Origin of the sequence: Flexibacter flexilis DSM 6793 (genome assembly GCF_900112255.1) — a bacterium.
Classification (GTDB): Bacteria; Bacteroidota; Bacteroidia; order Cytophagales; family Flexibacteraceae; genus Flexibacter; species Flexibacter flexilis.
Window position 1 is genome coordinate 79,709 of record NZ_FOLE01000010.1, and the last position, 25,869, is coordinate 105,577.

General features: G+C 42.5%; 27 protein-coding genes and 1 pseudogene. 8 read left to right on the forward strand and 20 right to left on the reverse strand.

Features of this window, described 5'->3' with window-relative positions; all coding sequences use genetic code 11:
- Window positions 1–137: 137 nt before the first annotated feature.
- Window positions 138–1,418, forward strand: coding sequence for a sugar MFS transporter (locus tag BM090_RS14955; RefSeq protein WP_091515147.1), 1,281 nt, complete (start codon window positions 138–140; stop codon window positions 1,416–1,418).
- Between the two features lie 8 nt (window positions 1,419–1,426).
- Window positions 1,427–2,404 (forward strand): PDDEXK nuclease domain-containing protein, encoded by a 978-nt coding sequence (locus BM090_RS14960; RefSeq protein WP_091515150.1) that lies wholly within the window; start codon window positions 1,427–1,429, stop codon window positions 2,402–2,404.
- A gap of 87 nt (window positions 2,405–2,491) precedes the next feature.
- On the opposite strand, the gene BM090_RS14965 is transcribed toward BM090_RS14960, so the two are convergent.
- A complete protein-coding gene (locus BM090_RS14965; RefSeq protein WP_091515153.1) occupies window positions 2,492–2,809 on the reverse strand; it encodes a high-potential iron-sulfur protein in 318 nt (105 codons plus the stop codon).
- Between the two features lie 488 nt (window positions 2,810–3,297).
- Between BM090_RS14965 and BM090_RS14970 the strand changes: the two genes are divergently transcribed.
- From BM090_RS14970 to BM090_RS14985, 4 genes are all read left to right on the forward strand, one after another.
- A complete protein-coding gene (locus BM090_RS14970; protein ID WP_091515157.1) occupies window positions 3,298–3,888 on the forward strand; it encodes a TetR/AcrR family transcriptional regulator in 591 nt (196 codons plus the stop codon).
- Between the two features lie 196 nt (window positions 3,889–4,084).
- Window positions 4,085–4,810, forward strand: a complete 726-nt coding sequence (locus tag BM090_RS14975; RefSeq protein ID WP_091515161.1) for an SDR family NAD(P)-dependent oxidoreductase — start codon at window positions 4,085–4,087, stop codon at window positions 4,808–4,810.
- An 88-nt stretch (window positions 4,811–4,898) separates the two neighbouring features.
- Window positions 4,899–5,900: an NADP-dependent oxidoreductase gene (locus BM090_RS14980; protein WP_091515164.1), complete on the forward strand. Its 1,002-nt coding sequence runs from the start codon at window positions 4,899–4,901 to the stop codon at window positions 5,898–5,900.
- Between the two features lie 171 nt (window positions 5,901–6,071).
- Window positions 6,072–7,262 carry a WG repeat-containing protein gene (locus BM090_RS14985; protein WP_091515167.1) on the forward strand — a complete coding sequence of 397 codons (1,191 nt, stop codon included), beginning with the start codon at window positions 6,072–6,074 and terminating at the stop codon, window positions 7,260–7,262.
- An 85-nt stretch (window positions 7,263–7,347) separates the two neighbouring features.
- On the opposite strand, the gene ispF is transcribed toward BM090_RS14985, so the two are convergent.
- From ispF to BM090_RS15000, 3 genes are read right to left on the reverse strand one after another with little or no spacing between them, the layout of a single operon-like run.
- A complete protein-coding gene (ispF, locus tag BM090_RS14990) occupies window positions 7,348–7,830 on the reverse strand; it encodes a 2-C-methyl-D-erythritol 2,4-cyclodiphosphate synthase (protein ID WP_091515169.1) in 483 nt (160 codons plus the stop codon).
- A 31-nt stretch (window positions 7,831–7,861) separates the two neighbouring features.
- Window positions 7,862–8,902 (reverse strand): Gfo/Idh/MocA family protein, encoded by a 1,041-nt coding sequence (locus tag BM090_RS14995; RefSeq protein ID WP_091515172.1) that lies wholly within the window; start codon window positions 8,900–8,902, stop codon window positions 7,862–7,864.
- A 21-nt stretch (window positions 8,903–8,923) separates the two neighbouring features.
- Complete coding sequence (locus BM090_RS15000; RefSeq protein ID WP_091515175.1) at window positions 8,924–9,451, reverse strand: hypothetical protein; 528 nt, start codon at window positions 9,449–9,451, stop codon at window positions 8,924–8,926.
- 530 nt (window positions 9,452–9,981) lie between these two features.
- Between BM090_RS15000 and BM090_RS15005 the strand changes: the two genes are divergently transcribed.
- On the forward strand, window positions 9,982–10,413 hold the full coding sequence (locus BM090_RS15005) for a TM2 domain-containing protein (protein WP_091515179.1): 432 nt from the start codon (window positions 9,982–9,984) through the stop codon (window positions 10,411–10,413).
- 63 nt (window positions 10,414–10,476) lie between these two features.
- Here BM090_RS15005 and BM090_RS15010 read toward each other — a convergent pair whose 3' ends face one another.
- The 10 genes from BM090_RS15010 to BM090_RS15055 form a co-directional block, all read right to left on the reverse strand.
- The gene (locus BM090_RS15010) at window positions 10,477–11,286 is read right to left on the reverse strand and encodes a tetratricopeptide repeat protein (protein ID WP_091515183.1); all 810 of its coding nucleotides are present in this window, start codon (window positions 11,284–11,286) and stop codon (window positions 10,477–10,479) included.
- On the reverse strand, window positions 11,270–12,157 hold the full coding sequence (locus BM090_RS15015) for a tetratricopeptide repeat protein (RefSeq protein WP_091515187.1): 888 nt from the start codon (window positions 12,155–12,157) through the stop codon (window positions 11,270–11,272). Before BM090_RS15015 ends, BM090_RS15010 begins: the two co-directional genes overlap by 17 nt.
- Entirely contained in the window at window positions 12,154–12,591 is a 438-nt protein-coding gene (gene yidD / locus BM090_RS15020) for a membrane protein insertion efficiency factor YidD (RefSeq protein ID WP_091515190.1), read from the reverse strand. Before yidD ends, BM090_RS15015 begins: the two co-directional genes overlap by 4 nt.
- On the reverse strand, window positions 12,560–13,279 hold the full coding sequence (locus tag BM090_RS15025) for a LolA family protein (RefSeq protein WP_143083999.1): 720 nt from the start codon (window positions 13,277–13,279) through the stop codon (window positions 12,560–12,562). Before BM090_RS15025 ends, yidD begins: the two co-directional genes overlap by 32 nt.
- A 40-nt stretch (window positions 13,280–13,319) precedes the next feature.
- Window positions 13,320–14,057, reverse strand: coding sequence for a polyprenol monophosphomannose synthase (locus BM090_RS15030; protein WP_091515197.1), 738 nt, complete (start codon window positions 14,055–14,057; stop codon window positions 13,320–13,322).
- Between the two features lie 38 nt (window positions 14,058–14,095).
- On the reverse strand, window positions 14,096–14,548 hold the full coding sequence (locus BM090_RS15035) for an acyl-CoA thioesterase (protein WP_245756744.1): 453 nt from the start codon (window positions 14,546–14,548) through the stop codon (window positions 14,096–14,098).
- Between the two features lie 58 nt (window positions 14,549–14,606).
- Window positions 14,607–15,803, reverse strand: a complete 1,197-nt coding sequence (gene nhaA / locus BM090_RS15040; protein ID WP_091515201.1) for a Na+/H+ antiporter NhaA — start codon at window positions 15,801–15,803, stop codon at window positions 14,607–14,609.
- 189 nt (window positions 15,804–15,992) lie between these two features.
- Entirely contained in the window at window positions 15,993–16,784 is a 792-nt protein-coding gene (locus BM090_RS15045; RefSeq protein ID WP_091515203.1) for a glucose 1-dehydrogenase, read from the reverse strand.
- 288 nt (window positions 16,785–17,072) lie between these two features.
- Window positions 17,073–18,356: a hypothetical protein gene (locus BM090_RS15050; protein WP_091515207.1), complete on the reverse strand. Its 1,284-nt coding sequence runs from the start codon at window positions 18,354–18,356 to the stop codon at window positions 17,073–17,075.
- A gap of 12 nt (window positions 18,357–18,368) precedes the next feature.
- Window positions 18,369–19,181 carry an outer membrane beta-barrel protein gene (locus BM090_RS15055; RefSeq protein WP_091515211.1) on the reverse strand — a complete coding sequence of 271 codons (813 nt, stop codon included), beginning with the start codon at window positions 19,179–19,181 and terminating at the stop codon, window positions 18,369–18,371.
- A gap of 127 nt (window positions 19,182–19,308) precedes the next feature.
- Here BM090_RS15055 and BM090_RS15060 point away from each other — a divergent pair, with 127 nt between their 5' ends.
- On the forward strand, window positions 19,309–20,292 hold the full coding sequence (locus BM090_RS15060) for a hypothetical protein (RefSeq protein WP_091515215.1): 984 nt from the start codon (window positions 19,309–19,311) through the stop codon (window positions 20,290–20,292).
- Between the two features lie 66 nt (window positions 20,293–20,358).
- On the opposite strand, the gene BM090_RS15065 is transcribed toward BM090_RS15060, so the two are convergent.
- The 6 genes and pseudogenes from BM090_RS15065 to BM090_RS15085 form a co-directional block, all read right to left on the reverse strand.
- On the reverse strand, window positions 20,359–20,748 hold the full coding sequence (locus tag BM090_RS15065) for an acyl-CoA thioesterase (RefSeq protein WP_245756745.1): 390 nt from the start codon (window positions 20,746–20,748) through the stop codon (window positions 20,359–20,361).
- A 39-nt stretch (window positions 20,749–20,787) separates the two neighbouring features.
- Window positions 20,788–20,937: pseudogene (locus BM090_RS18795) on the reverse strand (cysteine-rich CWC family protein); the annotation flags it as partial.
- Window positions 20,938–20,941: 4 nt separating this feature from the next.
- The gene (locus BM090_RS15070) at window positions 20,942–21,985 is read right to left on the reverse strand and encodes a YncE family protein (protein ID WP_091515222.1); all 1,044 of its coding nucleotides are present in this window, start codon (window positions 21,983–21,985) and stop codon (window positions 20,942–20,944) included.
- Window positions 21,986–21,997: 12 nt separating this feature from the next.
- Entirely contained in the window at window positions 21,998–23,914 is a 1,917-nt protein-coding gene (locus BM090_RS15075; RefSeq protein WP_091515225.1) for a TonB-dependent receptor, read from the reverse strand.
- 2 nt (window positions 23,915–23,916) lie between these two features.
- Window positions 23,917–24,348 carry a T9SS type A sorting domain-containing protein gene (locus BM090_RS15080; RefSeq protein WP_091515229.1) on the reverse strand — a complete coding sequence of 144 codons (432 nt, stop codon included), beginning with the start codon at window positions 24,346–24,348 and terminating at the stop codon, window positions 23,917–23,919.
- 3 nt (window positions 24,349–24,351) lie between these two features.
- Window positions 24,352–25,755 carry an SUMF1/EgtB/PvdO family nonheme iron enzyme gene (locus BM090_RS15085; protein WP_177199959.1) on the reverse strand — a complete coding sequence of 468 codons (1,404 nt, stop codon included), beginning with the start codon at window positions 25,753–25,755 and terminating at the stop codon, window positions 24,352–24,354.
- Window positions 25,756–25,869: the final 114 nt, after the last annotated feature.

Sequence of the window (25,869 nt, forward strand, 5' to 3'; positions counted from 1 at the left end):
CATGCAAAATAAAACAGCAACCAAGCGGCAGGAGCGAGGCGCATTGCTTGCGGCGGCGCGGATTTTCTCCGTAATGTTTTTTTCTATAAGTTAGCAGAAATTTTACTACCATTTTTTTAACCTCATTTTTCAAAAGAATGTCTTCGAATAGCGTTTCCGCCCCCAACAAAAACTACTTATTGCCGCTGGCGATGATTTGTGTTTTGTTCTTCATTTTTGGTTTTGTTACGTGGGCGAATAGCACATGGATTCAGTTTTTCCAGCTAAGTTTTAGCCTCTCGGACACACAGGCCTATTTGGTGGCGACGGCCTCGTACATTGCATATTTCTTTTTAGCAATTCCCTCGTCTTATATTCTCAAAAAAACAGGCTTCAAAAATGGCTTGGTCGTGGGTTTGTTCGTGTTGGCTTTGGGTTCGTTGGTGTTTATTCCTGCGGCTACTTCCCAATCGTACAGCATCTTTTTGTTAGGAATTTTTATACAAGGTTCGGCTTTGGCCTTGTTGCAAACTGCTGCCAATCCGTATTTGGCGATTATTGGACCTATCGAAAGTGCCGCGCAACGCATCAGTATTGCGGGCATTTGCAACAAGTTTGCGGGCATACTCGTCCCGATTGTCATGGGCGGAATTTTTCTTAAAAATGCCAAAGAAATAGAAACGAGCATTGGCCAAAGTGAAGGCGCAGCCAAACAAGCCCTAATTGCGGATTTGTTGGGGCGCGTGGTAACGCCTTCGGTGGTGTTGGCGGTGCTATTTTCGTTGTTGGCGGTGGTGTTTATGCTCGTGAAATTGCCGCAAGTAGAAGAAGATGACGAAACGCCAGAAGCTGACAATCAGGCAACTAACAAGACCAGTATTTGGCAATTTCCGCATTTGTTTTTGGGTGCGTTTTGTATTTTCGTGTACGTGGCGGCCGAAGTAATGGCCGCCGATACGATTGCGGGCTATGGCAAACAAATCGGCTTGGACGCGGACGCGAGTAAATATTTGGCTTCTGTTACGTTGGGTTGTATGTTGGTGGGCTATTTGGTGGGCATCGTGGCCATTCCGCGTTTTTTCTCCCAACAAAAAGCCTTGAAAGTTTGCGCCATTTTGGGTATTGTGTTTAGTGCGGTGGCATTGGTAACCAGTGGCTTTACGTCGGTGTTGTTTATTGCGTTGTTGGGCTTGGCTAACTCGCTGATGTGGCCAGCTATTTTCCCGTTGGGGATTCAGGGCTTAGGCAAATTTACCAAAATAGGCTCGGCCATTATGATTATGGGCATTGTGGGCGGCGCGATTTGGCCTTTGTTTTTCGGGTTGTTGCGCGATAGCGGCGTGAATATCCAGTTGTCGTATTTTATTGCGGTGTTGCCATGTTATTTGTATATTCTGTATTTCGCGATGGCTGGCCACAAGGTCGGTTTGGGAAAATAGTTTTGAAAATGGAAAAAGATTTTGTTGACATAATTCACCTAATCAAGCAGTCAAGAGCTAATGCCATAAAGACGGTTAATGCGGAATTAATCAACCTTTATTGGAATATCGGCGCATATATTGCTCGTAAATTAGAGCAGTCGGAGTGGGGGAATGCGGTTGTGTTTGAGTTAGCCCAATATATTCAGCAAAAAGAACCAGAAATAAAAGGTTTTTCTGATAAAAACTTATGGAGAATGAAACAGTTTTATGAAACCTATAAAGATTTTCCAAAACTCTCAACAGCGTTGAGAGAAATTAGTTGGTCTCATAATCTGACAATTTTTTCAAGATGTAAAACCATTGAGGAGCAAACTTTTTACATAAAACTATCAAAACAAGAAAATTATAGTTGCCGAGAACTTGACAGGCAAATTTCTGCCAGCTTATTTGAACGTACTATGATTGGAAATGCTCATTCTTCGCCGATATTGAAAAATAATACTGCAAAAGATTTGGTAGGAGCATTTAAAGACAGTTATATTTTTGAGTTTCTTAATTTACCAGAATTTTATAGCGAAAGTGAACTGCAACGAGGGTTAATAAAGGAAATGAAAGCCTTTATTTTAGAACTTGGACGGGATTTTTTGTTTATTGGTGAGGAATATAAACTACAAGTTGGCAATAGTGACTTTTATATTGATTTGTTGTTTTATCATAGAGGCTTACAGTGTTTAGTTGCTTTTGAACTCAAGACGGATAAATTTAGGCCTGATCATTTGGGGCAGCTAAATTTTTATTTAGAGGCATTAGACCGTGATGTTAAGAAGCCAAATGAAAATCCGAGTATTGGGATTTTGTTATGTAAGGATAAAGATAGCGAAGTGGTTGAATATGCTTTGAGCAGGAGTTTATCGCCCACAATGGTTGCTGAGTATAAAACACAACTGCCTGATAAACAGTTGTTACAGCAGAAGTTGCATGAACTGTTTGATAGTCAATCGTAATAATCATAAAGCTTATTAAACAAAAAAACCTCTCGTAACTACTTAATTACGAGAGGTTTTTTCCTTTATAAATATTGGTTGTTTCGCTTAAACGATGGCTAGCCACGAAATGCAATAACCTTCTGGATGAACGGGGCCTTCGAATAGTTCACAGCCGCCGCAATCGCCTTTTTTCGCAGGTTTTTTGTAAATTTTGCAGTTGGCGCAGTTTTTGCCAGCTTCAGGCGACTTGCCTACATATTGCAGGCCTTTGCGTTTGCCTTGTTCTTCTTCCGACAAATTTTGCGGGGTGCAAGCGTCTGCCGCAGGGTTTTTGCTGCCGCAGCTTTCTAATAGTACAGGACTAACCACGGCCAAGCCCATTACGCCTGCCGCTTTGAGGAGGAAATCTTTACGTGAAATCATTGCTTAGAATTGTTTAAACCTATAAAATGAAAATGCAGGTTTCTGATTGCTCTAATAAAGTCTTTCTACGTTCTGATAATGATTGCTTTAACTATATATCATTGCTAATACTAGCAAACTAATTCCTGTCAGAAAGCCAATGCCAATGGCCGCAGCTATACGAATCAGGATTTTGTTGTCTTCTTGAAAATCTTCCATTTGCGCCAACTAATAAACATTCCGATGAGGCAAATGTAACACTCCAACAATAATTTCCTAATGAGATTCATGCTTTTGCGCTAATCAAGAAAGAATCTGAATAATGGCTGCAATTCCTACGAGTATTTTCTGCTGCATTTTGCTTGCCATTATATCCGACAAGTAAGAAATTTTCTGCTGTAAATTATTTAAAACCAGTTGATTGTGTTTTTATTGTAAAAATTTTTGCCGAAAAACTTTTTTGTAAAATATACTTTTTAGTATATTTGTATCGTAGTTAATCAAACGCCATGACAACTAAAGCCGAACGTACCAAACAGTTTATACTGGATACTGCCGCACCGATATACAACGAAAAAGGAATATCGGGCGTGAGTGTGGACGATGTGCTGGCTGCTACCAAACTGACTAAAGGTTGTCTGTACAGTCATTTTGAAAACAAAGATGACCTCACCGAGCAAGTGGTTGATATTTTGTTGCAAAAAATTACGGAAAAAATAAAACAGGAGGTTGCCAAAGGCAAGACCGTCAAATCTAAATTATTTCATTTCCTTGATTTTTACAAAGACCCCATTCAGACATTTATTCCAGGTGGCTGTCCTATTTTCAACACGGCAGTTGATGCCGACGACAATTATCCGCACATCAAAGAAAAAGTAGCGGCGGTGTTTCGGGCAGGGCAGGAAGATTTGGCCAATTTGTTCCGACAAGGCATCGAAAATGGCGAGTTTACACAGGCGTTAGACCCTACGGTTATGGCTTTCAAGATAGTGGCTTGCGTGGAAGGCGGGTTGGTGATGTGCCGCGCAATGAATTCTGCCAAACCCATGTCCCTGCTCATCAAAAGCCTTAAAGCCGAATTGGAGCAATATTGTGTATAATTTTTTTCTCCAAAAATAGACCAAAAGGTATATTTTTGGAGTGGAATTTATCAAATGCAGATAAAATGTATTGCTGCGTATTTTTTTAAATAAAAATATACCAAAAAGTATAATAATGTTATTCAACTTTTTGATTATGAGTTGAATGATTTTTATAGATAAGTTTAATTACATTGATTTTTAACATTTAATTAAAATGAAAACAACAGGAAATACCGTGTTTGTGAGCGGCGGAAGCGCAGGAATTGGTTTGGCGATTGCCAAAAAATTGAGTGCCGCAGGAAATAAAGTAATTATCAATGGCCGTAGCCAAGAGCGTTTGCAGAAGGCTTTGCGTATTTTGGACAATGCAGTGGCCATTCAGGGCGATTTGTCGGTGGAAGCCGACAGAGTGCGTATCGCCGACGAACTGAAACGCAATTACCCTAATCTAAATATTGTGGTGAACAATGCGGGGGCTGCTTTCGCGTATTTGTTGAGCGACACAACCAACGCACACGAAAAAGCCATTGCCGAAATGAATACCAATTATTTTGCTATTATTCATTTTACGGAATTGCTTTTGCCGCATTTGTTGCAACAACAGGAAGCGGCAGTGGCGAATGTTTCGTCTATTGCAGTCTTTGGCAGTCATAAATTTTTGCCGACTTACGGAGCGTCCAAAGCGGCATTGCATAGCTACACGACGGCTTTGCGAATGACTTACGAAGGCGCGAAAAATCTGCAAATTTATGAAATATACCCGCCCTTGGTGAATACGGAATTTTCGGCAGAGATAGGCGGTGCGAATGGAATTGCCCCTGAAGAAGTAGCCGATGATTTTCTGGAAGCATTAAAAATCAATCAGTTAGAAGTGCCTGTTGGCGAAACTAAAAAATACGCGGCTGCCGTGCACGAAGCCATGTCCAAGCTAAAAGCATAAAATAACTGCGCCTTGATTCCGTAAGTAGTTACACCCATTGGTTTGGCTGCTTACGGAATCAAGGCCGTTTTTTGATATAAAAAATACCATGAAAGCATATACCATTTCTCGATATAGCAAAACAGCCAAACTTCAATGCTCCGAATTGCCGCAACCTACTGTAGGTGAGCATGATGTATTGATAGAAGTACACGCCGCTGCCGTTAATTTGCTGGATGCTAAAATAAAAAGCGGTGAGTTCAAACTACTTTTGCCCTACAAATTTCCACTTGTTTTGGGGCATGATGTGGCGGGAGTAATTGTGAAAATTGGGGCAAGCGTGAAAAATTTTAAAATTGGCGACGCTGTTTATGCGCGTCCTGCGGATTTTCGTATCGGAACATTTGCCGAATTTATTGTGGTAAATGAGGCAGATGTTGCACCCAAGCCACATAATATTTCGATGGAAGAAGCTGCTTCCTTACCTTTGGTCGCACTGACGGCTTGGCAGGCTTTGGTGGAGTTGGCCAATGTGCAACAAGGCCAAAAGGTCTTTATTCAGGCAGGTTCAGGCGGCGTTGGTACTATTGCCATTCAGTTGGCAAAATATTTGGGGGCAACGGTAGCCACTACGGCCAGCACCCAAAATTTTGAGTGGTTGCGAAAGCTCGGCGCAGATGTACTTATTGATTACAGAACCCAAGATTTTGTCCAAATTCTAAAGGATTATGATGTGGCATTGAATAGCCAAGACTCCGAAACATTGCAAAAATCGTTGAGTGTATTAAAAAAAGGTGGCAAGTTGGTTTCTATTTCGGGGCCTCCTACACCCGCATTTGCAAGGCAGCGTGGCGCAACGTGGATTGTAAAAATGATTATTTGGTTGATTAGTAGAAGCGTTTGCCAAAAAGCTAAAGCAGGAAATATTGATTATCAATTTTTGTTTATGAAAGCCAGCGGCAGCCAGTTGCGCGAGATTAAGGCACTTATAGAAGCGGGTGTAATTCGGCCTGTGATAGATAAAGTTTTTTCGTTTGAGCAAACCAACGAGGCGTTAAGTTATGTGGAAAGCGGTAGATCAAAAGGAAAAGTAGTAATTAAACTGAAATAACCAGAAGCGAAGTGTTTTTAGTGTGGATTTTTGCGTAAAAAAGCTTTGAAATGAAGCATAGCTTATTTTGAAAGTGTTTTTTAGAAATTAAATTCTACAAGTTAAATTTATTGTTTTTTCCTTTAAATTTGGCTCTTTGGATACAAACATCAAACACTAAAAAATTATAGTATGGCTGGTATTTTTTTTACACTATTCTATGGTATTATGGCCGTTATTTTGGGCGTGCTCATTAGCGGTTCTTTTAAGAAATTCTCTCAAAATCAGGGTTTTGCAAAGAGCTTTGCTCCTGTATTAGTGGCGTTGCCTGTGCTGGCTATTATCGGTTCGGTGGGTTGGTTTATTCGTTCCGAGCACCTGAAAGAGGCCAAGCGTTCGTTTGAGGCAAAAAATACGCGTTGGGGCTTGATGGACAAAACGGGCAAATATACCATTGCGCCTACTTATTTGTGGCCTTTGGAGGAAGTAAACGCGCAGGGTATAACTTTTGCTACTGTTTACGAACAAACAGAAAGCAGTTATGATACGCTTGTTTTTGAGGCAACGGGCAAGTCGTTACCCAAGCAGAAATTTGAAAAAATACCAGCCGTTTGGGAAGCCAAAGTGTCAGAACGAGCCATGAGTTTTTTTAAAAACGTGTACAACGAAATCGGTACTATTCGCGTAGAGCGTTACGCAGGCGAAGGGTTTGTGGAATGTTGGTACACGGCCAGAGGCAAAAAAAATGATAGCCGTTATAAGTATTATTTTTATGTGGATACGCTTGGTATTCAGGTGATTGACAATAAAAGTAAAGGGGTGCGTGGAGGCTGGCGCATCGGCTCGCCGTTTAGCAATGGGTTTGCGTTGGTCTATGACACCGACACGAACTTTGCTTTTATAGACACTAATGGAAAATATCGCGCCAATTACGACAAAGCTACGCCGTTTGGGAGTGGTTATGCTTCGGTTTTTACTTACAAAAATGGCTGGCAAATCATTGATACGACATTTAAGGTAGTGGCCATTTTGGGCGAAAAATATTCGGAAGTGGAGCAAGTGGCCGAAGGCAAAGCTGCATTTGTGTTGGGAGAAAAACCATTATTTTTTGGAGAAGACAATACGCTGATGGGTGTGCTGGATGCGGCCACAGGCAAAGAAATCATTGCCCCCAAATTCAAACAAATTAAGCCTTTTTCAGAAGGTTTGGCGGCGGCGCAAGATGCCCAAACGCTGCTTTGGGGCTATATAGACGCTTCAGGAAATTGGGTTTTACATGCCAAATGGGTACAAGCCGAGTCGTTCAAAAATGGCTATGCTACTACGGCCATTGCGCTACCAGATGAGCGTTCGGGTTTAAGCAAAACACTGGGTATTTATTAGTTTTTTAAGATATTCAAAAAGGGCGGGGGTCAGCCACCAATTTGGTGGCTGACCCCCGCCCTTGTGATGAAATAATATATTTTGCTTAGTCCTTGTAAATCAAGGCCACTGCTTCGGCTACTACGCCTTCTTTGCGTCCCACAAATCCCATTTTTTCGGTGGTGGTGGCTTTGATGGAAACATCTTCTACGCCTATGCCCATTACGCCCGCCAAGCAGCTTTTCATCTCGTCGATGTATGGCGCGATTTTAGGAGCTTGGAGCAGCAATGTTGTATCCACATTACCGATTTTGTAGCCCGCTTCCGTAATTTTGGATACCACGTCTTTGAGCAAAATCTTGCTGTCAATGCCCTTAAACTTCGCGTCTTGGTCAGAATAATGATACCCGATGTCGCGCATATTGGCCGCACCGAGCAGCGAATCACAAATCGCGTGAATGAGTACGTCTGCGTCCGAATGGCCTACAGCTCCGTGCGTGTGTGGAATTTTGATGCCGCCGAGCCAAAAATCGCGGCCTTCTTGTAGTTGATGTACGTCGTACCCTTGTCCGACTCTAATTTTTATCATGATTATTTGTTATAAATTGTAAATCAGTTGCTTATAAAGCTGATTTGTGTTGTTTTTGTTCGTAAATTCTTTCTATAATTTCCACCACTTTCAGGCCTTCTAAGGCGTTGGTAGTGGCTACGTTGCGGCCTTGCAGTGTGTCTATCACATTTTCTATAATGAAATGATGATTGGCCGCACTGCCTTTATAATTGCCGTAGTCGTTGGGCGGACTGGCGGGAGGCAGTTCGGGCATTTGATAGTCCTTGATGTGGCAATATTCCACTTCGTTCATGTACTGGCCGCCAATTTTTACGCTGCCGTTTTCGGCGATAATCGTAATGCTACTTTCGAGATTTTTATCCCAAACGGAGGTAGAATAATGAATACAGCCCGCGCCACCTTTTTTAAAGTCAAAAGTTACCGTTCCTGAGTCTTCAAATTCTGTAAGATGCTGGTGGTTAAAGTCATAGAAACGCGCTTGAATGTTTTTGATGTCGCCGAAAAGCCAAAACATAATATCCACGAAATGGCTAAACTGCGTAAAAAGTGTGCCGCCGTCCGAGACTTGCAAACCTTTCCAATTGCCTTGTCCGTGTTTGTAATAGCGGCCATCTCTGTTCCAGTAGCAATTGATTTGCACCATAAAAATTTTACCCAAAATACCTTTGCTCACCAATTCTTTAAGCCACACCGATGGCGGACTGTAGCGGTTTTGCATCACACAAAACACGAGTTTGGACATTTGCAGCGATTTGTAAATCACATCTTCGCAATCGGCTTTGGTCAGCGCCATCGGTTTTTCGCAAACCACATGACAGCCAGCCTCTAAAGCCAACAGCGATTGGGGCGCGTGCAAGTGATTTGGCGTACAAATATTGATGACATCTGGGCGAAGGCCAGAGGCTAAGAGCGATTCCAAAGAATCAAAAAATGGGGTATTGTGCTCATTTTCAATATTCTGCTGCAACGTTGTATTCGTGTCGGCCATGCCCACTAATTGCGCTTCGGGATTTTGCTGTATAAGAAAGGCGTGCCGCTTGCCTATGTGTCCGCAGCCTACCACCGCAAAAGTGATCTTTTTTTGTGGCATGAAAAATCTAAAATTAGTTATTTATTTATTATTCATTTTTTGGGCTTTAATCGGTAGTTCGCCCACCGTAAAAGCTTGATTATAAAATACATAATTTCTTTGCAATTCTACTTCCTCACCTTTTACAAAAAAACCATACACGACCCCGATACCCGTTACGGCACAAAGCAAGGCCGATATGCCACAGGCATTTGCATAATCGTTTTGGCCAGTTCTCATGTACGAACCTGTGAGCGGAATGATTTGATTATCAACACTTCGTGTATTGATAAAACTCAACATTAGTTTGCCAGGCCTGCCCCAGATTCCAGCTTTGCGGCGCAAGGTGGTTACTTGGACGGGTGTGCCACCTTTAATTATTACGAGGCTGTCGTCCACGATTACGTCCGAATCCACGACGGCCAGCACCGTATCGCGCGTGTTGGAAACGGCCTCTGTTACCAATCGCACAGGAATAATAGTGCCTGTTGGGAGTAATTTTTGAGCTTGTGTGTTGAGTGTTAAAATTTCCAACAGCAAGGCAAAGAATACGAATTTTAGGTTTTTCATAATTATTGGGATTGAGAATTTACAAATGTAAAGCATATCGCTGTACAGAAAAAATGATGCCAACTATTTTACAAAACGCTTGCTGCCTCTTTTCAGTGTCTTATTTTTGATGATTTTAAGAATATTTTTTGTTTTAAATGTATGGATATTATTGTCAGATTGTCCAATGTGTGTAACATTGCATCTAAAAGCAATGCAATATTTTGATTTTTCAGCAATCATTTTCTAAAACTATTTTTATTAAAATGCAATAATTCATATTCAAATGAATGTCTATGTCTAGTATGTTTGTGCTAGAATACAACTGTAATAATTGTCTGATTGATTAGGGAAACTCCATGAAAATTAGGATCACAATTTTTTATATTTTTCGAAAGAATCATTATTTATAAATATTTTCTAATCAGATATTTATAAGTGAATGGTCTGTTATTTTTTTATGATTTTTTTAAAAATACTTGACTGTTGTTATAGTTTTTATACTTTTGTTACAAGTAAATCTTTTTTCACATTATAAACACATTTGTTTTATGAAAAAACTATTGTTTTTAGCGATTGCCTTCATTTTGTCTTTCGCCGTAACTCCAAACACTGCAAAAGCTTCTAATGCTTACACTGTAAACGACGAAGCAGTTGAAACATTATTCCAAAGTGGCGTGCAGGTATTGTCTTTGGCTGATGAAAGTGCTACAATGCTTGATATTGCTGGCGTGAGCAATGCCGAAACAGTAAAAGCAAGCGGCAAAAACCCATTGGTAGCGTTCTTACTTTCTTGGTTTTTGGGTTATTTGGGTATTCACCGTGCGTACTTGGGTACTGCAACAGGCGTAGTTATTGGCTATATCCTTACTTGTGGTGGCTTGGGGATTGTGGCTACTATTGACTGGATTGTATTGCTTATCGGCGTGATAGACGACGACATTAGCAAGTACGAAAACAACAAAAAATTCTTTATGTGGTAATTCACCCTAGAGTTATAAAAAAGAGTGGGGCGATGTTGAGAATCAACATCGCCCCACTCTTTTTTATTTCCGTTGTTCGGTTTGGATAATGGTTTGTTTGATGGGGTCGTTGTAGCGGCGTGTCAGTTGTTTGTTTTTTTCTTGGGCTAAATAATGAGCATATCTGCCGCCTCCCTGATAAAACATATTGAAAAGTCCCGCACCCGTAAAAAAACCTGAAAAGTAATATTTGTGCCAAAAACTATATACGCCAAATCCTAAACTAAGTGTCTGAATGGCCAGCGACGTGATTCCTTTGTTCGGATAACCAGCGTACCATTGCCCAGCCCCTGGAAAAATCATTGAAAGTAAATGCGCTTTGTCAGGATTGCGTAACTTGGGGTTTCGGATAAAATGGTACAAACTATCAGTTTTGCTGGCCGCAATACCGTTTTGGGTGGCGTATTGCTCGAACTTGGCTTTTCCTTCGTCCCAACGCCTGAGTTCATTGAGCGACAAAATTTCTAAAGGAAATAAGTTGGTTGTCAGTGTACTATCTTTTATAAAATGCCTGCCCTGTAATACAAAATGCAAACTTTCGTTGTAATGCTCGGCCAAATACGCGCATAGAGCCAACTCATAGTAAATAGCCGCTTGCGCCGTGTCGGTAGCAAGTGTTTGCAAGGCCATGCGCTCGGCGGTTTTCTGGGCTTTGTCAAATTGCTTTAAGGCTTTATAGCACCACGTTTTTTTCAAAAGTGCCTCGTTGCGTTTGAGGTCTGTGTTTGCTGTAAAATACTGATATTCAAAAGATAAAGCAGCATTTTGGTAGTCTTTAGCCAACCATAAACTATCTGCATAGCTGCGTGTTTGGGCTTTAGTAATTAAACACATTCCGCAAAGGAATGCGCATATCAAAAAGCAGTTGGTTGTCAATTTTGTCATACATTTCTTGTTGTTTTATCTGTACGCTCAGGCTGCTGCCCCAAATATTGCCAATGTAAACGGCAGTAAATAAGCTGCCGTAAATGATAAATCTGGCACTTTTTACGCCAGCTTTCCGATAACTCTCATAGGTCGGCAACCCCAACGCCACGCATTGTAGCAGCGATGAAATTCCTTGCCCGCGTTTGCCCGCGTATATTTTGCCGCTACCAGGTATAATTGCCGACATCAGCCCCGCCACCAACGGCGAACGTTTTTTAACTTTTTGTAAGGCTAATTTACTCTTTTCCAGCGATTCGTGCGGCTCTGAAGTGGCATAAAATTGCCCAGCCCACGAATTTTGTTGCAACGAATCATATTTTTTGAAATCACGTTGAAGCAGCGCAACTCCTGATTTTTCGACTTGTGCCAGTGCCAAAACCAAACTGTCTGTACTGTGTTTTTCCACTTCCCTAATCGTGGCGGTGGCTTGGGTGTGTTGGTTTTGATAGGCAAAATCCACGCCAGCCAGTAAGTGAGCTTGTGCATATAGCGGGTTTTCGGGTTGTATTTTTTGTAAATAAAAGGCCGAAGAATCCAGTATTTTTTGATTGAAAAAAGCCAAACCCAAACCCCAAAAAAGGCTGTCTTGTTGCGCTTCAGAATATCCTTTTTGCTTGGTAAGGTGCTGATAATGAAGGATAAGTTCTTCGTACTGCGCCGTATTTTGCAAATGCTCAGCAAATTGGAGTTGTTCCCGAAAGCTGCTCGGCTGCCCGTATTGCGCATGGCTCAGGTGCGCCACCAAAATCAAAATTAATGCAGTGAAATATCGTATCATTTTTTGAGGCGGTACATATAGGGTTCGTCTTCTACTAAACCGTCCGCCCCAATGCGCACGGGCCGAATGTCGGTGGCTGCAATGCGATTGCAACGCCCTAAACGGTCGGTGGTCAGGGCAATGCCCTTCAAGATGCCAAATTCTTGCAGTGCCTTGCGGCTAAAACGCGAACAAGACGTATGGTACAAACAGCTCGCCGAGATTTGACGTGAAATAACATTTTGATAAAATGACAAACTGCCATGCAATGCCCATTTGAGTGGATTGTATCCTTTGTAGTGGGTGGTGGCAACAGGTTTGGTTAGTGTGTCGGCGTGGGAGAGGAGCTGTAAATCTTGTAGGCGGTTTTGGCTTATGCCTTTCTGGGGGAATAATACCAAAAATACAACCCCAAGCAGCCACTTATTTTTTAGCAGATTTGATAACTTTGGCATTGCGCGGAACAGTAAAATCAAAAAGACCTGAAGTAGCTTGTGCGTTGATTTTTAAATCACTATAAGCATTTTTGCTTACAATTGAGTCTCCTGCAAACGGATAATCTATTTGCGTGATGGCTTGCGGAAAATCTACGCCCGAAATGTTGGTATAATTATAAAAGTACATTTTTTTTACAATGCGACTTTTTGCATCTGTATAGCTCATATAAATTGGCAAATAACCCTGATGCACTAATTCTACTTCTTTCAGTACGTTGCTGGCCTGTATGGGCGGTTGCCATTGCGTAATCACCAAATCTTTGTCGTAGCGCGTGTTTTTGAGCGTAAAGCCCATATTTTTTAGCCCCAAATCATTTTTTTTGTTTTGAAGGAAAAAATATAATTGGCTGTTTTCGGTGCTGTATTGTGTATTTTGGAGAGTATAGACTTCTTTCGTTTTGGGCGTGTAAATGCTTACTTCGCCTTTGGCCGTGTTGATGGTGTATCCCTCTTGTGGTGAACGTAAATGCGTAATCATTTTGCCCGCACCCGTGTAAGCGACTTCGCCCGTAGAAGTCAAGGTTTTTCCGTTATGGAAGTTTTTGGTAACTAATTGCGCCTGAAATTTTTGGAAAGATTGAGATACCGCCAGTTGTGAGGTAATGGCCAATACCATTACCGTCAGAAATGATTTATGTAAGGTCATAAAAATTACAAAGTGTGTCGTGTGTGGTTTGTTTAGATTTTTAGGGTTCGATGCGGTAGGTTTTGAACAAACTACTAATTTTCATTTGCAAAACCCCAAAAACCGCTTCTTTGAAAATGCCTTTAGACATTTTGGACTGGCCTTTGGTGCGGTCGGTGAAAATAATCGGCACTTCTTTTATCTTAAACCCAAACTTCCAAGCCGTGAATTTCATTTCTATTTGGAAGGCGTAACCAATGAATTTTACTTTATCTAAATTGATGGTTTCCAGAACTTTGCGGCGATAACATTTGAAGCCCGCCGTCGTGTCCTGAATGTCCATGCCCGTAACGAAACGCACATAATAACTGGCAAAATACGACATCAGCACGCGACTCATTGGCCAGTTTACGACATTGACCCCCACCACATAGCGCGAGCCAATAGCCATGTCATAGCCTTCATCGGCGCAGGCGGCGCGTAGGCGCACGAGGTCTTCGGGGTTGTGCGAAAAATCTGCGTCCATTTCAAAAATATATTCGTAACCGTGACGCAACGCGTATTTGAAGCCGTGTATGTAGGCTGTGCCAAGTCCAAGTTTGCCTTTGCGTTGTTCCAAATGCAATCTTCCTACAAACTCAAATTGCAGTTTTCGGACTATTTCGGCGGTGCCGTCGGGCGAGCCGTCATCAATGATGAGTACGTCGAAAGGCTGCGCTAAGGAAAATACCTTCCGTATAATGGCCTCTACGTTTTCGCATTCGTTGTAGGTCGGTATAATCACTATCGAATCTTTCAAACTTCTATCCAAGGGAGCTTATTGTTTAGTAAAATAAATTATTGACTGTCAGTTATTTGTAGCTTTTCGAGTGCTTCCGTAGGCAAGGCCGCCACTTTGCGAATTTGGTAATCAAAACACACAATGCCTGTTTTGGCTTCGGCTACGGTTTTGCCTGTTGCCTTGTTGCTGAGTTTGTAGTAAAGGTCAAAGCCATATTTACTAAACTCGGCGGCGGCCACTTCTATGCGCAACGTATCCCCATGAAACGATTCGCTTTTATATACTATTGCGCTGTCGGCCATAATGACACCCACTCCCGCCAAAGAGAGTTCCGTATAACCCAATGAGTTGAAGTATTGCACCCGTGCTTCATGCACAATAGACAAAATCGTGTCGTTGCCTACGTGTCCGCCATAGTTAAGGTCGGTTACCCGAATGGGAACTTCGGTACTAAAACTAAAAACACTGGGCAAGTCAAGTTTGATACGCGCCATAAAATAAAATAACATTAGAATTGAACTGCCAAAAATAATGATTTTTGGCAGAATCGGCGCATTTTGACCAAACTTAATGCGGTGTTTTTGACGCGTTTTGTTTGAGTGTTTGGCTTAAATAAATGAGTCCCAACACGCCCGACATCACCGAGCCAATCAGGATAGCAATTTTGGAAATGTCTTGCCGATGCGCATCGCTAAAGGCCAGAAACGAAACGAACAAGGACATCGTAAAGCCAATCCCCGCCAAAATAGCTGTTCCGAACAAAAGTTTCCAACTCACTTGGTTGGGCAATTCTGTGAGTTTTATTTTGGTAGAAATAAAAGCTATAAGCATGATACCCAGCGGTTTGCCGACGATAAGCCCCGCCATAATGCCCAAACTAATCCCCGATAATAATTCGCCCATTACGCCCGCATTCAGTACAATGGCCGTATTAGCGATGGCAAAAAGTGGTACAATAAATTTGTTTACGGGTTGGTGTAGCAAATGAGCCAACTCTTCCAAAGGTTCAGAATTTTTGTTGCGAATCGGCGTAACTGCCGCAATCAGTACCCCCGCAATAGTGGCATGAATGCCCGAATAATGCAGCAAATACCACACCACCGCGCCCACGACAGCCCACAGGCTTATGTGGTAAAATTTGGTGTAGCGTTCCAGTAGCCACAAGCCCAGCGGTAATAAAATGGCACCCATAACATAATAAAAATCAATGCTTTGGCTGTAAAATAAGGCAATGACTACGACCGCGCCCAAATCGTCGATGATGGCCAAAGCCGTCAGAAAAACTTTGAGGCTGCGCGGAATACTGCTTCCGAGTAGTGCCAAAATCCCAATAGAAAAAGCAATGTCGGTGGCCGTCGGGATAGCCCAACCCGTTATGTTTTCAGTTTGGTAGTTGAGTGCCGCGTAAATAAGTGCAGGGGCAATAATGCCGCCAATGGCGCAAAGGAATGGCAATAGGGCTTTTCTGAAATTGGAAAGTTCGCCCACCACCATTTCTTTTTTTATTTCCAAGCCCACCACCGCAAAAAAAATGGTCATGAGGCCATCATTCACCAAATGCAAGACTGTAAACTCACCCGTTACGGTTTTATTCCAAAAATTAACATACACACTGCTCCACGCTGAGTTTGCCAAAGCCAAAGACCCCATGACGCACAAAATCAAAATCAGTCCGCTTTTTGCATCGCCTTCGGGCAGATTTTTGAACAAATTATTAGGAGAAAGTTTTCGTAATCTACGCTTTATTATAATGCTTCTGCTCATAATTAGACTGTTATGGAGTTTTAATAATAAAAAAAATAACTTTGTCTCTGCAAAGTTAAAGGCGTTTGGGAAAAGTATATGCTTTTGGACGTTTAAATTTACCCTAAAACAAAAAGCGAGCAGCTTCTTGTACAGAAAACTACTCGCTTTATTATAAACACAGATTTCCTTTTTTTAAGGACAGAATAATTAAACAATGCCGTAGCTGTTCGATTCTCCACCGTCGATGGCGATCGTTTGGCCGCTCACATAGCTACAATCTTCGCTCAATAAGAATGCGACAACTTTAGCCACTTCCGAAGGTTGTCCCAGACGCTTGGTAGGGTTAGCTTGTGCATAACCGTCTTCGGCTGCTTTCGGGTCGGCTGGGTTCACTTGGCGGAATGCTTCGGCCACCATTGGCGTAAGGATAGCCCCTGGCGCAATGGCGTTGGTCGTAATACCGTCGCGGCCATATTCGAGGGCGGCGTTTTTGGTCATACCTGATACGGCGTGCTTGCTGGCCACATAAGGCGTTTGGTTCATTACGCCTCTGATACCGCCCACTGATGCCACGTTTACGATACGTCCGTATTTTTGTTTTTGCATCACAGGAATTACATGGCGCATACCAAAATAAACACCTGTCAAGTTAATGTCTATTACTTTTTTGAAAACATCTACATCGTAGCTTGTAAGAGGGGCTTGGCGACCTTCGATACCTGCATTGTTATAAAACCCGTCGATCCGTCCGAATACTTTTACAGTTTCGGCTACATAGTTTGCGGCAGCTTCTTCTTTAGAAACGTCTGCTACGATGGTCAAAACGTTGGCTTTTGGAAATTTGGTTGCTAAATCGGCTTTTGCTTCTGCCAATGCCTTTTCGTTGAAATCTACTAAAGTAAGATTCGCGCCTTGTGCGGCACATTCTTGCGCTGTGGCAAGTCCTAGTCCCATCGCTGCACCAGTGATGATGATTGTTTTTCCTTGTAAGGTACTCATAATTGAAAGATTGGTTAATTGAATATTGGCCTCTCTTAAGGCCTTGCGTTTGCGAAAGGTTGGAAGAATTATACTGATTGTCAAGTGTTTTTTTGTGTAATACAATAAATGTATTTTGTTGTATTTATATTCTTCTTATTGTAAGTTGCTGATTTGCATATAAATAAAGTGTTTTTAAAGTGTTAAAATAAAGCAATGAAAAATCAGTTACTACAAAAAAATAAAAAAGCGAGTAGTTTTCTGTAATGAAAACTACTCGCTTTTAGGCTTTGCGACTGCCCGATTTTGTTAGAAAATAGAACCAAAGGTTTTACCCGCCTTGATGATGCCTGAACCCGCGTTATAGATACTCTGGCCAGCTTTTACCCCGCGTTTGATGGCGTTAATGTTGTTGCCGATTTTAACAACTTTTCGGGCGGCTTTGTCCGCGCCGCTTGGTACGTGGTAGAGCAATGTTCCCAAATTCAAGATGTCTTCTATGTTTTGGAGTCGCATTGGAGTCGCTGCGTTGCCCATCACATAATATTGGCCGTTGGCTTGAGCGACAGCCTGCATTTTCTCGACGATGTCGGCGTGTTGCTGCGGCGTAAAAAACAGGTGATTGTCTTGGCTGCACGTAATCAGCAGTTTTTCGGCTTGCGCTACGTTCTTTTTGCCGCCTTTTTTGAGTAAAGCGTTTACGTTGGTCAAAATGGCTTCCGTTTCTTGGCGTTTTTGCCTGCGCAACTCCGCGAGCATATTTTGTACGGCACTTTGGTATTTGTTGGAAAGTAGATTTGGATAATTGCCCTGCAATTTCGTCCAGTTTTTGTATATCCACGCCGCCACGTTTAGGGTGTCCGTCTCCATAAATAAAAAACTACTCGTGTCTTTTAAGGCTACAAGCAACTCTTTTGTGTGATTGTTTTGGTATAAAAGCAGTAAATTTTCGGCTTTTTTATCATTCTGTTGGGCGATATTTTGCAGATATAAATAAAGACTTTTGTAGTAAATATTTTTGTCTTTTTTGTAAATATCCCAAGCCAAATATTTGTTACGTTTGTGGTACTCAATCGCCTTAAAATATTTTGCATTGGTAGCCGAATCAAGTGTATTTCTGTTTTTATAAAAATAAGCAATAAGGCTCATGCTTTCGCTTATTTTTTCGTGCGCCTCTGCCGTATCTTTTGCGTAAAAATAATAACTCTTTATTGTTTCGTAATACGCATTACTTTCATTCAGATTTAAACGCAAAAATGCCTTATATTCTTTCCTTGTTTTGGAGCTATCCAGACTAATTTTAGCGAAATTGACTGCTTTTTTATTTTCTTCAAAAATTGCTTTTTTGGCGGGAAGTGTTGTATCCAAATAGGCAAGTTTTTTAGCTAATTTTGAAGATAAATTATCTCGATTCAGTTGCTCATAAAAATCATAATTAAATAAAGCATCTTCGTACTGCTGATGCTTCATTTTTTTGTACAATAATTTGATAGCTTTTTTGCTTTGCGTCTCCGAAAGTTGTGTTTGAGCATAACTATACGAGGAAATGAAGCAGGCAAGCAAAAACGAAAATAGAATAATTATTTTTTTCATATCCGTAGATTGTTAGCGAAACCAAGACATAGGAATTTGTACTGCCCAGCCCGTTTTGAACGGATTGGTTTTGATAGCCGATTTGCTTGGCGCAAACTGCGCGATAGGTTCCCAACTGGCATAAATACTCACAAATTCGCCCAAAGAAAAGCCCGTTTGTAGGTTGATGCGTAGCTTATTCATGTATTTAGAAATATCTTTTCTTTCTTCCGTACTAATGCTGCCAGCTTTGTATTTGTTTTTGTAAATGGTTTGAAAATTCCAGCCAACAGACACTATATTTTCCCAAAAAAAGTTGTCAGAACCGATTCTTCTATTGATTTGTAGCGGTATTTCCAAATAACGATGCGATATTCTATTCTGAACATAATCTTTATTAATTGTGTCCATTTCATACACTAATTCATTATCACTTTTTTTAATAAAATTTACTTGATTTCGGAAATTATATTTCGTAAAACCAACGCCTAAACCTACTAAAATATGCCAAGATTGGTCTTTACCAAGCGGATTACCAAAATAAAATTGTAGGTCTATAGCTGGAAAATTGGAAGCAAAATCTTTGTCCGTATTTTTAGTAAAAATTTTCTTGGTTTTGATGGCTGTCGGCGCATTTCCCCAAAAACAATAATTGTATTGGAATCTGATTGTTTGTAGCTTGAAATTATGCCAATAATCGGATACTTTTTCTTTGTTATTTCTTAAATCCAAACGTTCTTTCGTTGGTTCGGTTTGTCCATAACAAAGTTGTGCGGGTAATAATACGCTCCAGCCAATGAATAGCCCCAATAATACGCGGTAAATCTGTTGTAGTTGTATATTCATTTACAAAAATATTAGGAAACAAAGTTAAAATTGATGCGCTGCTTAAACAATAGTATAAATGTACTAATATAAATTAAATTTATTGGATTTAACTTTGTAATACACTTTTAAAATGTTAATCCAGTCTATGAAAAAAATTATATTGTACTTATTGGTGTCGGCCTGTCTGCCAGCCTACGCTCAGAAAAAGAAGACCAAAGCCGCCAAGCCCGTTACGGTGCTGGATTATTTTATTCGCAAAGACAAAACCCATTCGGAATACATGACCGAAGGCAATGTGGCATACTATATAATTGAGGCTAATGCCGCAAAGCGTACCTTTACCGAAAAGGTTCAATGGAGTGATTGCTGCGAAGGCGGTGAGTATGAGAATGGTAACAATCATTTTCGCTATGACAAGGCTGCCAATAAATTGATTCTTTTTCAGGAAGATATTGGTATTAAAGTGCTGCGTGTTCCCAAAATGAAATCCAGAAAGAAAAAGACCGCAAGCACTTCGCCTACTACTCAAGAGCAAACACCGTCCCCGATAGTTGCTATTCATGGTTCGGAGTTAATCAGAAAGTATGTTTATACGGATAAAAATGTAGCGTTGCTGCTGCCGCCTCCCGACCAAAAAATTACTATCCAGACCTACCAACAACAATACGATATGGTTTTTCGTCAGTGGCTCAATGGTAAAGTAAAAGACGTGGATACAAGCGGGGGTGCTGTACAGGAAGATGGCTATTATTTTATCAATAAAAACACCAATAGCCTTGAGTATTTGTGTATGGACGGGCAAATTTCTGAGGCCGAGTGCGAACGTAGAAAACAGGAATTAGCCGAAAAAAATAAACAAGATTCTATCTCCATTCAGTATTTCATTAGAAAAATACCTATCCGCCGCACGTTTTCTTTGCAGCAAATCTACATAGACTCGTTGGATAACAGAGTTTTGCGCGATTGTATTCTTGTGGAAGACCAATCAGATACGGAGGTGGTGAAAAAATATTATGCCTATCAGCTCGGCTTGGTGCGCATAACCCACATGAATCCACAATATGAAAGCGAGGACAGCGAAAGTTTTTCAATGAGCTTTACGCAAGAAGTCAAAATTGATGAAGAATGATTGCTCGAAAACAAAAAGCGCATTAAGTGTTGATAATAAATCACTTAACGCGCTTTTTGTTTGTGGTTATAAAACCGATGTAGGTTGTTTGTTTTCATCCAGAGCCACAAAGGTAAACAGGCCTTGAATGGCTTTTTCGCGGTTGTCGGTGTTGTACATTTCTTCTTTGTAAATCTCCACCTCAATTTCCAAACTCGTATGCCCAATTTTGCTTACGCGCCCGATTACTTCTACAATCGTATCGGCGGGAATGGGCTTTTTAAAATCTATTTTGCTTGTCGAGACGGTTACCATGCGTTTGCGCGAAAAACGTGTAGCCGTAATAAAGGCCACTTCGTCCATAAATTGCATGGCCGTACCGCCAAAAAGGGTGTCGTAATGGTTGGTGGTGTTGGGAAACACTACCTTAAAAATGCGTGTTTCAGCATTTTTAACTCGTTGTTCGTATTCGCTCATTCTTATAAGTTGGTTTTTGATTTCTAGTAAACACGCGTTACACAGACAATCTGCATAACGTTCTGAAATATAAGCTCTTTCGGCGGCATCAAGCGGCACAGCGTAGCAATGACAAAGCGTAATACTTCCTGCTTTGCACTCAAAAGCATTGCGGCAAGCCGTACAATATTTTGTTTCGTGTGAGGCCATTTTTTTAGCGCGTAAAAGTAAACGAACTCGGAATTTTCCCGACCCTAAACGAATCTAATTTCGCGCCTTCGGGCGAATAGCGGAACACATAGCCTTGTTGCTGATAATCGATGGCATCCGACACATAAATTTTTCCGTCGGTGGGGCTTACGCCTAAGCCATAAAAAAGGTATTTTTTTTGTGAGATAAAATCCTGAACAGCAATATTTTGTGTATTGGTTTTGTACACACCATTTTTACCCAAAAAATACAGCGAATTGTCTTTGATGGTCAGCACCGTCGGGGCGGCATCGCTGGCCAAACTTGTTTGCGAAAGCAGTTGCAACGGCTGTGTTTTCAGGCAGAGCAGGGCAGGGGCTGTATTTCCGTTTTTTAGCGAAAAAGTCCAAAGCCTGTTTTGTGCATCAGCCACCAACTCGCCCGACCCTTTGCCAATGCTCAGGCTGTCGGTTACTGTGTCGGTGTTGGGGTTTATTTCCAAAATCAGGTTGCCGCCCGTGCGCGTGTCGAAGTCCGTGCGGCGCGAAGCAACATATACTTTCCCGTTCACAAGGGCGAGTTTTTCCGTCCAACCGCTTACGGGTATGTTTTTGATTATCTGTAAGTTATCTAGATTTACTACCCAAATTTTATCGGCATACAAATCCGAAACATAAGCCTTTTGCCCAACCGTAACCATGTAGCGCGGCGAAGCAAAACCCTGTATCACGCCTTCAGACACGCCCGTTAGCGCATTGATTACCTCTATTTTCTTGGAATTATTTACCACAATATAGCCTTTGCCCGCGTCCGTGAGGGTCATGGATTGCACCACATCGCCCAAATGTCGCCCATTTACGGCGTTAAATACTTCATTTTCAATGCGATTGCTGTCCGTATGAAAAAATGAAACGCTGCCATCGCCCGACAAAAAATTTCCTTCGTTGGTAATCCAAACGCCTGTTTGGTAGCGACCACTTGCTTTCGGGCTGCTGGGCGTGCTTTCTTCGCAGCTCCAAAATGAAGCGGCTAATATTGAAAAAATATAAATCCAAGACGATTTTTGCATAACAAAAAAAGATTAATGCCATTGATAACATACACTTACCTGCCCGTTGCGCAAAGGCATTGGGTAATAGGCCACCGACTGATAAGTTTCGTTTAGTATGTTGTTGATTTTCAGTGTAAAAAATAAATTATTGCGTCCGTGCGCCAGTTCATAACCTACCGAAACATTGGTGAGTTGGTAAGGTGTCAGGAAATTTTGGTTGTCGGTATCGGTATAGCGGCGGCTATTATAACAATTTTCAACCGAAAGACTAAAATCTTTGTAAAATACATTTATGCTCCATTGTGCGCTGTGGCGCGGCATATAAATCATTTGTTTGCCAACAGAAGCATCTAAGCCGCTGTACGCCTGCAAATTGCGCGATAAAACCAAGTTGTAAGCCGCTCGCGCCGCCACGCGCCAAGCCCGTAGGCGGTATTGCTGAAATGTACTTACTTCCACGCCGCGCACCTGTACTTTTTTGAGATTTTCGGGACGGCTCAACCCGCTGCGTCCTTGCCTTTGCCAAACTATCCAATCGTTTGTAACTGACTCATAAGCAGTAATTTCTGCGTTTTGTTCGGCTTTGTTGGTGGCTCTACTCCAATGTGCGCCAACTTCCGCGATTTGGTGTTTTTCGGGCAAAAGTGCCGTTTGGCCTTGCACCCTAAAACGTTCGTTAAGGGTGGGTTGTCGGTAGTTGCGTGCAATATTTCCTTTGAATAAAAATTGCTGATGCGCATTGCTCCAAACGCGCCATTGCGCCCCCAACGATGGCAAAAAAGGCGAAAAAATATGGTCGGTTAGTTCTTGCCGTGCCGTGAGGCTGGTTTTGATATTTTGGTTGAAATTGAAAATAAAATCGGTGTAAATTCCTGTACGCCATTGGGTTACGGCCTCTTTTTGCGAAGCATAAAAGCCTTTTTCGTATTGCGTATTGCCGCCGATTTTCAGTTGCCAACGCGTATTTTGCCATTGTTGCGCGGCATTGGCCAGCCAAATATGGCTTTGGCTGTGGTCGGTGAGTGTAATCGGGCTTTGGGTAATGTGGCGGCTGTAATCATAATTTTCCCGAAAATAACCTACCCGAACCTGACTTTCTTGGCTTTCGGACGTGTTGCGCCATTCCACTAATCCTCTGACCGACAGGTCTTTTTGTAGTTGCTCGTCGCCGTCGGCAAGCATCGGAGAGCCTAACTCGCGCCGCGCCCACTGATACCAGCCATGCGCCGAAAGGCTTTGTTTTGGGCTGATTTGATAAAAAATATCCTGCATCATGCCGTGCTGCCGTTGGCCTGCATTGCTAAATTTTTCGGTTGGGCTGCCGTATTTTTCGGTATTGGTAAAACTAAAATCGTTGTCGGCGCGGCTGATTTGGCTTTTGTTGGACAAATAAAAACGCCCGACCCTTGCGCCGATGCGTTGCCTGTAGCCCAACTGCCCATAACTTCCTGCGTACAAGGTGTTTTGCAGAGAAAAAGTATCTGGCCAATACGCTATGTTATTGAGTAAAACCGCGCCACCCAAACCGCCGCTACTTTGCGAAAGCGTAGAACCGCCGCCGAAAGCCACCCCGATTTCTTCCACAAAATCCACTGGCAACAGCGACAAATCCACTGAGCCGAGCAAAGGCGAGTTGATGGGCAACCCGTTCCAGAGTAGTTGTGTGTGATGCGAGGCCGTCCCGCGAAACGAAGGCGATGCGAGGCCGCCAATCCCGTAATTTTTGATAAAAACGGGTGTTTTGTAGGTGAGCAAATCCGCTAAAGTTTGGGTGCGATATTGCGCCAAATCGGCACTATCAATATTTTGCACCTTAAAGCCAACGGGTTTGAGTAATTTAGAAGTTTCTACTTGCACCGACGGAAGCACACGCTCGTTTTGGGCGGCGGCTTGTATGTGCCACGCCAACGCCCAAAATAGCAGAGTCGAGTGTTTCCTGTATTTCATTTTTATTTGATAATCAATGTTTTAGAAGATTGCTTTTGCCCGATTTGCAGTCGCAACAAATAAGTACCTGCGGCCAAATTTTCTAACCCAAAACCTTGTTGCAGTTGCTCAATATTTAAGTTTTTATCCCAAATTTTTTGCCCGTTGGCTTGCCACAGAGCCAAAGAAACGGATTTTGTATTTGCTTGTAATGCGCTGGTTTCTAATGTAATGCGTACATTTTGGGTGCTGCTGGCGGGGATTGGAGAAACCGAAAGCTCAAAATCATTATTCAGGCTGGGGCGCGAACTTGCAGGACTGATGGTAATTTGCATTTCTGCGGCGGCGTATCCGTCGCCCAAGCCGCCTTTGTACGCGCCTTGTGCTTGTGCTTTTTGCGCTGACAAACAGATGATTAACCCCAAAAATAAAAATGCGTAAGGTAGTTTTTGCATGGCTTAAAAGGTTCTGACTCCGCGTCCGCCCGAAGTGTTGCGGCGTGCGCTGGGTGCTGTGTTGGCGTAAAATCTATCCGAAACGGCAAGGTCACGGAACTGATAAGTTAAAGTGTTGTAAACGAGGCTATTCCAGCCACCACCTCTATTGATAGCACCGTTTGGTGTTGGCCAAGTGTTGGCGTTGGCTTCGCCCGCTTCCGAGAGTGCGCCGTCGCCGTGCGTGCCTTCAAACAAAAGTCCTTCGGTTTTGCTCACGCTCACGCAGGTTTCCCAAACATTGCCGCTCAACTCCATTAGGCCGTATTGCGAAGCTCCCGCGCTAAGTCGGTTGCTGGCGGCCGTAGCCCCAAAACCCACGCGCAAAACGCCCCAAAGATAGGTTTGCCCGAAAGCTAAAGCGTGATTGCTCAAGCCATAATCGCCTGTTACTGTTTCGGTTACGGATTCGGCGGCGGTGCCGTCTTGTGCGGTGGTATTGGCATCGGTTACTAAATTTGTTCCCCAAGCCATGTCGCGCGGCGCGGGATAGGTGGTGCCGCGTGCGGCTTTTTCAAATTCTAATTCGGTCATGGGGCGCAGGGCTGCCCAGTCCAAATATGCGGCCAAATCGTTCCAATTCAGCCAATTGCAAGCGCGGTTTTGTCCGTCGTCTGCTTCGTTGTAAACAGTGTTATTGTTCGCATTGCAAGCATAAATGGCGGCCTGTGTGCTGGTGGCAGGTGTGGCGATTATAAGCCCATTTCGAGCCATATTGCCTGAGCCTAAAGCGTTTGTTCCTGCTGAAAGTGAAGGGCTTACGGCAGTGCGTGCGGTTTGTTGCATGCTGGTCAGGCTGTTGAGAAAATCGGCGTATTGTTCTTGTGTGATTTCGTATTTCATGGCATAAAATCCCGCAAAACCTTTGGGGAAGGTGGCGGCAATGGCCTCGCCTTGCGGTTGGTTGTCTGTGTTGCCGTAGAGTGATTGGGCGGTGCTGCCGATGCTAATCGCGTTTTCGGAACTGATTTGAAAAGGCGTGTTTTTTGCGCCACTTCGTAACGTATTGTTGCTGAGCGTGTCGCCGACCCAAAAGGCCGATTGCGGCACGTAGGCCATTTCTATCCCAAATATTTTGAGTTGGTAATTGCCTGCGGTGAGTTGATTATCAGCTATTTGCAAAGAAATTGAGCCTTGCGAAAGTCCTTCGCCTGCTGCGTTGCGGCGCACGAAAATGCCTTTGTGGTCGCTTACGTTTTGGATTTGCAAATTGCCTGTAACCAAATGATTTTGAGCAAGGTCAAGATGTCGCCAAATGCCGTCCGTGCCTTTTACTTTCACAAAAACCCAAACTGCGTCGTGATTGTCAGGCGTTTGCCCGACAGCCGACAGCCAGCTATTTTCCCAACTAATTTGGCACTGAACCAATTGGTTTTGTGTGAAAGATAAATTGCTTATAGATAGATTGTTAGCCCAAATATTTTGATTGAAACCCAAACAAAATACAAGGCTTGCGGCACAGCGAAATAAACAAGTAAAATA